The sequence below is a fragment of the Martelella sp. genome, assembly GCF_984369615.1.
In genome coordinates this window covers 1-8008 of record NZ_CFHTCS010000205.1, presented here as the reverse complement: position 1 = coordinate 8008, position 8008 = coordinate 1, and the positions used below count along the sequence as shown (strand labels likewise).

General features: G+C 63.0%; 7 protein-coding genes. 5 read left to right on the top strand and 2 right to left on the bottom strand.

The window, feature by feature from the left end:
* The 5 genes from AC5DC2_RS15525 to AC5DC2_RS15505 all read left to right on the top strand — a co-directional run.
* On the top strand, positions 1–982 hold a 982-nt coding region (locus AC5DC2_RS15525; RefSeq protein WP_491699122.1), incomplete at its 5' end, for an ABC transporter substrate-binding protein.
* 68 nt (positions 983–1050) lie between these two features.
* Positions 1051–2058: an ABC transporter permease subunit gene (locus AC5DC2_RS15520; protein WP_024709708.1), complete on the top strand. Its 1008-nt coding sequence runs from the start codon at positions 1051–1053 to the stop codon at positions 2056–2058.
* Between the two features lie 10 nt (positions 2059–2068).
* Positions 2069–2977 (top strand): ABC transporter permease subunit, encoded by a 909-nt coding sequence (locus AC5DC2_RS15515; RefSeq protein WP_024709709.1) that lies wholly within the window; start codon positions 2069–2071, stop codon positions 2975–2977.
* A gap of 4 nt (positions 2978–2981) precedes the next feature.
* On the top strand, positions 2982–3827 hold the full coding sequence (locus tag AC5DC2_RS15510) for an ABC transporter ATP-binding protein (protein WP_024709710.1): 846 nt from the start codon (positions 2982–2984) through the stop codon (positions 3825–3827).
* 56 nt (positions 3828–3883) lie between these two features.
* The gene (locus AC5DC2_RS15505; RefSeq protein WP_491699123.1) at positions 3884–4669 is read left to right on the top strand and encodes an ATP-binding cassette domain-containing protein; all 786 of its coding nucleotides are present in this window, start codon (positions 3884–3886) and stop codon (positions 4667–4669) included.
* Positions 4670–4734: 65 nt separating this feature from the next.
* Here the strand turns inward: AC5DC2_RS15505 and betA are convergent, their stop codons facing one another.
* A complete protein-coding gene (betA, locus tag AC5DC2_RS15500; RefSeq protein WP_491699121.1) occupies positions 4735–6399 on the bottom strand; it encodes a choline dehydrogenase in 1665 nt (554 codons plus the stop codon).
* Between the two features lie 225 nt (positions 6400–6624).
* On the bottom strand, positions 6625–8008 hold a 1384-nt coding region (gene betB, locus AC5DC2_RS15495; RefSeq protein ID WP_491699120.1), incomplete at its 5' end, for a betaine-aldehyde dehydrogenase.

Genomic DNA, 8008 nt, shown 5'->3' with positions numbered 1-8008 from the left:
GACGGGTCCGTTCACCTTCGTGAACTACCAGCAGGATGCCGTCATCCGCTACAAGGCCAACCCGGACTATTTCAAGGGCAAGGAAGAACTCGACAATCTGATCTTCGCGATCACCACCGATGCCGCCGTGCGCCGCCAGAAGCTCGAAGCCGGCGAATGCCACATCATGCCCTATCCGTCGCCTGCCGATCTGGAAGCGCTGGAAGCCAATGATGATCTGACCGTCATGGAAAAGGAAGGCCTGAACGTCGGCTACCTCGCCTACAACACCAAGGTCGCCCCCTTCGACAATCCGAAGGTTCGCAAGGCGCTGAACATGGCGATCGACAAGCAGGCCATTCTGGAATCGGTGTTCCAGGGCGCCGGTGAAGTGGCCAAGAACCCGATCCCGCCGACCATGTGGTCCTATAACGATGCCGTTGAGGACGACCCCTACGACCCGGAAGCCGCGAAGGCGATGCTGGAAGAGGAAGGCGTGACCGATCTTTCGATGAAGATCTGGGCCATGCCGGTACAGCGTCCCTATAACCCGAACGCGCGCCGCATGGCCGAGCTGATGCAGGCCGACCTGGCGGAAGTCGGCGTGGACGCCGAAGTCGTTTCCTATGAGTGGGGCGAATACCTGGCCCGGTCTTCCGCAGAAGATCGCGACGGCGCCGTGCTTCTCGGCTGGACCGGCGACAACGGCGACCCGGACAACTTCCTCGCCGTTCTGCTCGGCTGCGACGCTGTCGGCGGCTCCAACCGCGCGCAGTGGTGCTACCAGCCCTTCGAGGACCTGATCCAGAAGGCCAAGGTCACCTCCGACACCGAGGAGCGCACCGCGCTTTATGAAGAGGCTCAGGTCGTCTTCAAGGAACAGGCGCCGTGGAACACGATTGCCCACTCGAAGGTGTTCATGCCGATGTCGACGTCTGTTGAAGGCTTCGTTATGGATCCGCTGGGTTACCACCGCTTCGATGATGTGACCATCAACGAATAAGAACAGACTTTCGAAGCTTTGGGGCCGGTCCAACCCGGCCCCTTCGCAATCAAGGCGTAAGACGCATTATGCTCAGATTTCTCTTCAGCAAACTGCTGCTGATCGTCCCGACCTTTATCGGGATCACGATTGTTGCCTTCGGTTTCGTGCGCGTGCTGCCCGGCGATCCCGTCCTGCTTCTGGCCGGCGAACGCGGTATGGACCCGGACCGTTACCAGGCGCTTCTCCATCAGTTCGGCTATGACCGACCGATCGTCGTCCAGTATCTCGACTATGTCTGGGGACTGTTGCACGGCGATTTCGGCATCTCGATCTCGACCAAGCAGCCGGTGTTCCAGGAATTCCTGAACCTGTTTCCGGCGACCGCGGAGCTCGCCATCTGCGCCATGCTGCTGGCAATCATCATCGGCATTCCCGCCGGCATCCTGTCGGCCGTCAAGCGCGGCTCGGTCTTCGACCAGGCCACCATGGGCATCGCGCTCACCGGCTACTCCATGCCGATCTTCTGGTGGGGTCTGCTGCTGATCATCCTGTTTTCCGGCATTCTCGGCTGGACGCCGGTCTCCGGCCGGATTTCGCTGCTTTACTATTTCCCCTCCGTTACCGGCTTCATGACCATCGATTCGCTGCTGTCGGGCGAGAAGGGGGCCTTTGCCTCGGCGATCTCGCACCTGATCCTGCCGTCCATCGTGCTGGCCACCATTCCGCTCGCCGTCATCGCGCGGCAGACGCGCTCGGCCATGCTGGAAGTGCTCGGCGAGGACTATGTGCGCACGGCGCGCGCCAAGGGGCTTTCGGCAAAGCGCGTCATCGGCGTTCATGCGCTCAGAAACGCGATGATCCCGGTCATCACCACCATCGGCCTGCAGATCGGCATGCTGATGGCCGGGGCGATCCTGACGGAGACGATCTTTTCCTGGCCGGGCATCGGCAAGTGGATGATCGATTCGATTTCCAGGCGTGACTATCCGGTCGTCCAGGGCGGTCTGGTGTTGATTGCCGCCCTCGTCATGTTCGTCAATCTCGTGGTCGACCTGCTTTACGGTCTGATCAACCCCCGTATCCGCCACCAGTAGGAGCTCAGCCATGTCGGACAGCACGCTGGGCCAGCCGGTCCAAAAACGAAATATCCGCCTGCAGATGCTTTCCGAGTTCTGGCACTATTTCAGCCAGAACAAGGGGGCCGTCGTCGGCCTTGTCATCATCATCCTTCTTGTGCTGGTGGCGATCTTCGCGCCCTTGCTCGCGCCGCATAATCCGATCGAGCAATATCGCGACATGTTCCTCACCCCGCCCTTCTGGCAGGAGGGCGGCACGCTTGAATTCCCGCTCGGAACCGACGCGGTCGGCCGCGATATCCTCTCTCGCCTCATCTATGGGTCGCGCTATTCGCTGGCGATCGGCATGATCGTCGTCTCGATCGCGCTGCTCCTCGGCATCACGCTCGGCCTTGTCGCCGGTTTCTTCAGGGGCTGGGTCGATGTGGCGATCATGCGCGTCATGGACGTGATCCTTGCCTTTCCGCCGCTGCTTCTGGCGCTGGTTCTGGTCGCCGTCCTCGGTCCCGGCCTGTTCAACGCCATGATCGCGATCGCGCTCGTGCTGCAGCCGCATTTTGCCCGTCTGACGCGCGCAGCGGTAATGGCCGAGGCGAAGCGCGAATATGTCGTCTCCGCCCGCGTTGCCGGCGCCCGCAATTTCCGGCTGATGTTCAAGACCATCCTGCCGAACTGCCTTGCGCCGTTGATCGTGCAGGCCACGCTTTCGTTCTCCAACGCCATTCTCGAGGCGGCAGCCCTTGGCTTTCTCGGCATGGGCGCCCAGCCGCCGACGCCGGAATGGGGCACGATGCTGGCCGAAGCGCGCGAGTTCATCCTGCGCGCCTGGTGGGTCGTCACCTTCCCCGGCCTCGCCATCCTGATCACCGTGCTGGCGATCAATCTCGTCGGCGATGGTCTGCGTGATGCGCTCGATCCCAAGCTGAAGCGGAGCTAGAGACATGGAACCGCTACTCGACGTTCAAAACCTTTCCGTCAGCTTCCCGACCGCAGCGGGCGAGACGACGGTGCTGCACAATGCCTCCTACCGCATCGATCGCGGCGAGGTGCTCGCCATTGTCGGCGAGAGCGGCTCCGGCAAGTCGGTCGCCATGCTCGCCGTGATGGGGCTCCTGCCGACAACGGCGCGGGTGACGGCCGACCGCATCGCCTTCGAGGGCCGCGACATCATCAACATGCCGGCAAAGGAGCGGCGCAAGATCATCGGACGCGACATTTCGATGATCTTCCAGGAGCCGGTCGCCAGCCTCAATCCGTGCTTCACCGCCGGCTTCCAGATCGAGGAAGTGCTGAAGCAGCACACGGACCTCGACAAGAAGGCCCGCCACAAACGCGCCGTCGAACTGCTGGAGGCCGTCGGCCTGCCCAACCCGGAAGACCGGCTGAAGGCCTATCCGCACCAGATGTCCGGCGGCCAGTGCCAGCGCATCATGATCGCGATCGCCATGGCCTGCTCGCCGAAGCTGCTGATTGCCGACGAGCCGACCACGGCGCTTGACGTGACGATCCAGAAGCAGATCCTCGAACTGCTCGGCCGCCTTCAGGCGGAAACCGGCATGGCGCTGATCATGATCACCCATGACATGGGCGTTGTCGCCGAGACCGCCGACCGGGTGGTGGTGCAGTACAAGGGCCGCAAGATGGAGGAGGCCGACGTGCTGTCGCTGTTTGAAAATCCGAAGCACGCCTATACCCGCGCGCTGCTGTCCGCACTGCCGGAAAACGCCACCGGCGACCGCCTGCCGACCATCGACTATTCGGCCGATTTTACGGGAGAAACGCTGTGAGCGAGATCGTCGCACAGGGAAAGAACATCGTCCGCGACTACATCGTGCCGGGCGGCATGTTCCACAAGGCCCGCACGGTTCGGGCACTGAAGGGCGTCGATTTTTCCGTCGCGCGCGGCAAGACGCTGGCGCTCGTGGGGGAGTCGGGTTGCGGCAAGTCGACGCTCGCCCGCATCATCACCATGATCGATGCACAGACGGATGGCGATCTGACGATCGAGGGCCAGAAGGTCGATATTTCCGGTACGCGGCCGACGCCGGAACAGCGCCGCAAGGTGCAGATCGTGTTCCAGAACCCCTATGGCTCGCTCAATCCGCGCCAGAAGGTGGGCGACGTGCTGATGGAGCCGCTCTTGCTCAACACCGACTATTCGGCAACGGACAGGCGCGACAGGGCGCAGGATCTGTTGAAAAAGGTCGGTCTTGGCCCTGAGCATTTCGATCGCTACCCGCACATGTTTTCCGGCGGTCAGCGCCAGCGCATCGCCATTGCCCGGGCGCTGATCCTCAATCCGAGCCTTCTGGTGCTCGACGAGCCGGTTTCGGCACTCGATCTTTCCGTTCAGGCCCAGATCCTGAACCTGCTTGCCGACCTGCAGGACGAGTTCAACCTCACCTATATCTTCGTCAGCCACGATCTTTCCGTGGTGCGCTATATCTGCGACGAGATCATGGTGATGTATTTCGGCGAAGTCGTCGAACGCGGCTCGCGCGACCAGGTGTTCACCGATCCGCAGCACGCATATACCCAGACCCTGTTCAAGGCGACCCCGCGCGCCGATGTCGAAAGCATCCGCGCCCGCCTTGCCGCCAAACAGGCAAAGATGGCCGCCGGCAACTGAAGTTGTCGGCTGGAGCGTTTCCGGGCGGAAGACCGGTATCCACTTTTCCTGTAAACGCTGTTGCCTCAGCGGTCTGACATTTCCCAGCGCGGATTGAGCCAGGGCGCGGCGTTTTCCGGCGCGAGCGGCTGGCGGCCCAGAATATGGTCGCTCGCCTTTTCGCCGACCATGATGGACGGCGCGTTGAGATTGCCGTTGGTGATGCGCGGAAACACCGAACTGTCGGCGACCCTCAAGCCCTCGACGCCGATCACCCGGCACTCCGGATCGACAACCGCCATCCTGTCATCGGCGCGGCCCATCTTCGCCGTGCCGCAGGGGTGATAGGCGCTTTCGGCGTGTTCGCGGATGAAGCCGTCGATCTCGTCATCGCTTTGAACGGCGCTGCCCGGCTGGATCTCCTTGCCGCGATAGGGGTCGAAGGCGGTCTGCGCGAAGATTTCCCGCGTGAGGCGCACGCAACGGCGGAAGTCCTCCCAATCCTGTTCGTGGCTCATATAGTTGAAGGCGATCTTTGGCGCGTCCTTTGGATCGGCGCTTTTCAGCGTCACCGCGCCGCGGGACGGCGAGCGCATCGGCCCGACATGGGCCTGGAAGCCGTGCCCCTCGGCCGGCGCCGTGCCGTCATAGCGCACCGCCATCGGCAGGAAATGATACTGGATATCCGGATAATCGACGCCGGCGCGCGAGCGCACGAAGGCGGCGCTTTCAAACTGGTTGGAAGCGCCGATGCCGTTCTTGAAGAACAGCCATTGCGCGCCGGCGAGCCCCTTGCCGAAGATGTTCCAGTGCTTGTAGAGCGTGATCGGCTGGGTGCTGGCCTGCTGGATATAGACTTCCAGATGGTCCTGCAGGTTCTTGCCAACGCCGGGCCGGTCGGCGACGAGCGGAATGCCGTTTTCGGCAAGCTCCGCCGCCGGGCCAATGCCGGAAAGAAGCAGTATTTTCGGCGTGTTGATCGAAGACGCCGCCAGGATGACCTCGCGACGCGCGCGGATGACCTCGATTCGGCCGCCGCGTTCGATTTCGACGCCGACGGCGCGGCCGTCCTCGATGATCACCTTGCGGGCGAAGCAGCGGATCAGATCAAGGTTCTGGCGCTTCAGCGCCGGCTTGAGGTAGGCATTGGCCGCCGACCAGCGCCTTCCTTTCCAGACCGTCTGCTCCATCGGCCCGAAGCCCTCCTGCTTCTCGCCGTTATAATCCCCGGTCGTCTCGAAACCCGCCTGTTTTCCGGCCTCGACAAAGGCGTGGAACAGCGGGTTCCTGCGCGGGCCGCGCGTCACATGCAGCGGCCCGTCCTTGCCCCGCCAGGACGGATCGCCGCCATGGCCGCCCTCGTGCCAGTGCTCCATGCGCTTGAAATAGGGCAGTACATCCGCGTAGCCCCAGCCGCTTGCACCCGCTTCCGCCCAGTGGTCATAATCGCGGGCGTGTCCCCTCACATAGACCATGCCGTTGATCGAGGACGAGCCGCCGATCACCTTGCCGCGCGGGGTTGCCAGACGTCGGTTGCCGAGATGCGGCTCGGGCTCGGAGACAAAGCCCCAGTCATAGCGCTTCATGTTCATCGGGTAGGAGAGTGCGGCCGGCATCTGGATGAAGGGGCCGATATCAGTCCCGCCGAATTCCAGCACCAGAACGGAGTACCTGCCGTCTTCCGAAAGCCGCGCGGCCATGGCCGAACCTGCCGAACCGGAACCGACGATGACAAAATCTGCTTCAGTCATGAGACTTTTTGAACCTTTTTGCGGCAGCGGGGCCGGATTTCCTGACGGAGCGGTATGGCTCCAACCGATCTCCCCCCTTGAGGGGGAGATGTCGCGAAAGCGACAGAGAGGGGTATCGGGCACAAGCCGCGAATATTCCCCTCTCGGATATGTTTCACCCCCCTCTGCCCCTGTCGGGGCATCTCCCCCTCAAGGGGGGAGATCAATATCGCGCCGATGCCCCCCTCAATACGGGCTGTCGACCTTGCCGAGCGCCACCTGCACGGTCTTCAGCTGCGAATAGTATTCCATCGCCGCGCGGCCGTTTTCCCGGCCGAAACCCGATTGCTTGACGCCGCCGAAAGGGATTTCGACGGGCGTGAGATTGTAGGTGTTGATCCAGCAGATGCCGGCCTGAAGCGCGCCCGCCACGCGGTGGCCGCGGGCAAGATCGCGGGTGAAGACGCCGGCGGCGAGGCCGAAGGGCGTGTCATTGGCGCGCGCAACCACCTCCTCTTCGGTGTCGAAGGCGAGCACGCTCATCACCGGCCCGAAGATTTCCTCGCGGGCGATGGTCATGTCATCGGTGACATCGGCAAAGACGGTGGGTTCGATATAGGCGCCCCTGGCGAAGGCCTCGCCTTCAGGAACGCCGCCGCCGGTCACAAGCCGTGCGCCCTCGCTTTTGCCCGCCTCGATATAGAACAGCACCTTGCGGCGCTGTTCCTCGGAAATCAGCGGGCCGAGATGGGTCTCGGGATCGAGCGGATCGCCGATGCGGATCGTCTTCGTGCGCTCGACAAGCCGGGAAAGAAACGCCTCCAGTATGGATTTCTGCACGAAGACGCGGGTGCCGTTGGAGCAGATCTGGCCGGTGGAATAGAAATTGCCGAGCATTGCGCCGCCGATCGCGTCTTCGAGATCGGCATCCCCGAACACGACCATCGGCGATTTGCCGCCGAGCTCCATCGTGGCATGGCGCATGCCGGAGGCAGCCGCCGCATAGACCTTGCCGCCGGTCGGCACCGAACCGGTGAGCGATACCTTGGCGGTCTTTTCGTGGGTGGAAAGAGCCGCCCCCACCTCGCCGAAGCCCTGCACCACGTTGAAAAGCCCCTTCGGCGCGCCGGCTTCGATGAAGATTTCAGCCAGTTTCAGCGCCGATAGCGGCGTCATTTCAGAGGGCTTGAACACCATGGCATTGCCGCAGGCAAGCGCGGGCGCCGCCTTCCAGGAGGCAATCTGGATCGGATAGTTCCAGGCGCCGATGCCGACGCAGATGCCGAGCGGTTCGCGCCTGGTATAGGCAAAGCCTTCCGCAAGCGGCACGCTCTCGCCGGAAAGACCGGCGGCCTGGGCCGAAAACCATTCGAGCGCATCCGCCCCCGAAGCGGCATCGGCCACCAGCGTTTCCTGAATGGCCTTGCCGGTATCAAGGGTTTCAAGCCTGGAGAGTTCGTCATTGCGTTCGCGCATCAGGTCGGACGCCCTTCGCAGCACGCGGGCGCGCTCGACCGGCAGCCATGAAGCCCATTCGCGCTGGGCGCGCTCGGCAGCCGCCATGGCGCGTTCGATGATCGCCGGCGTTGCGGCATGAAGCCGGGCGATCACCTCGCCCGTTGCCGGATTG

Bases quoted from the DNA above. Each gene is read 5' to 3' on its own strand.
- AC5DC2_RS15520 (WP_024709708.1), top strand. From the start codon at position 1,051: ATGCTCAGATTTCTCTTCAGCAAACTGCTGCTGATCGTCCCGACCTTT.
- AC5DC2_RS15515 (WP_024709709.1), top strand. From the start codon at position 2,069: ATGTCGGACAGCACGCTGGGCCAGCCGGTCCAAAAACGAAATATCCGC.
- AC5DC2_RS15510 (WP_024709710.1), top strand. From the start codon at position 2,982: ATGGAACCGCTACTCGACGTTCAAAACCTTTCCGTCAGCTTCCCGACC.
- AC5DC2_RS15505 (WP_491699123.1), top strand. From the start codon at position 3,884: ATGTTCCACAAGGCCCGCACGGTTCGGGCACTGAAGGGCGTCGATTTT.
- betA (WP_491699121.1), bottom strand. From the start codon at position 6,399: ATGACTGAAGCAGATTTTGTCATCGTCGGTTCCGGTTCGGCAGGTTCG.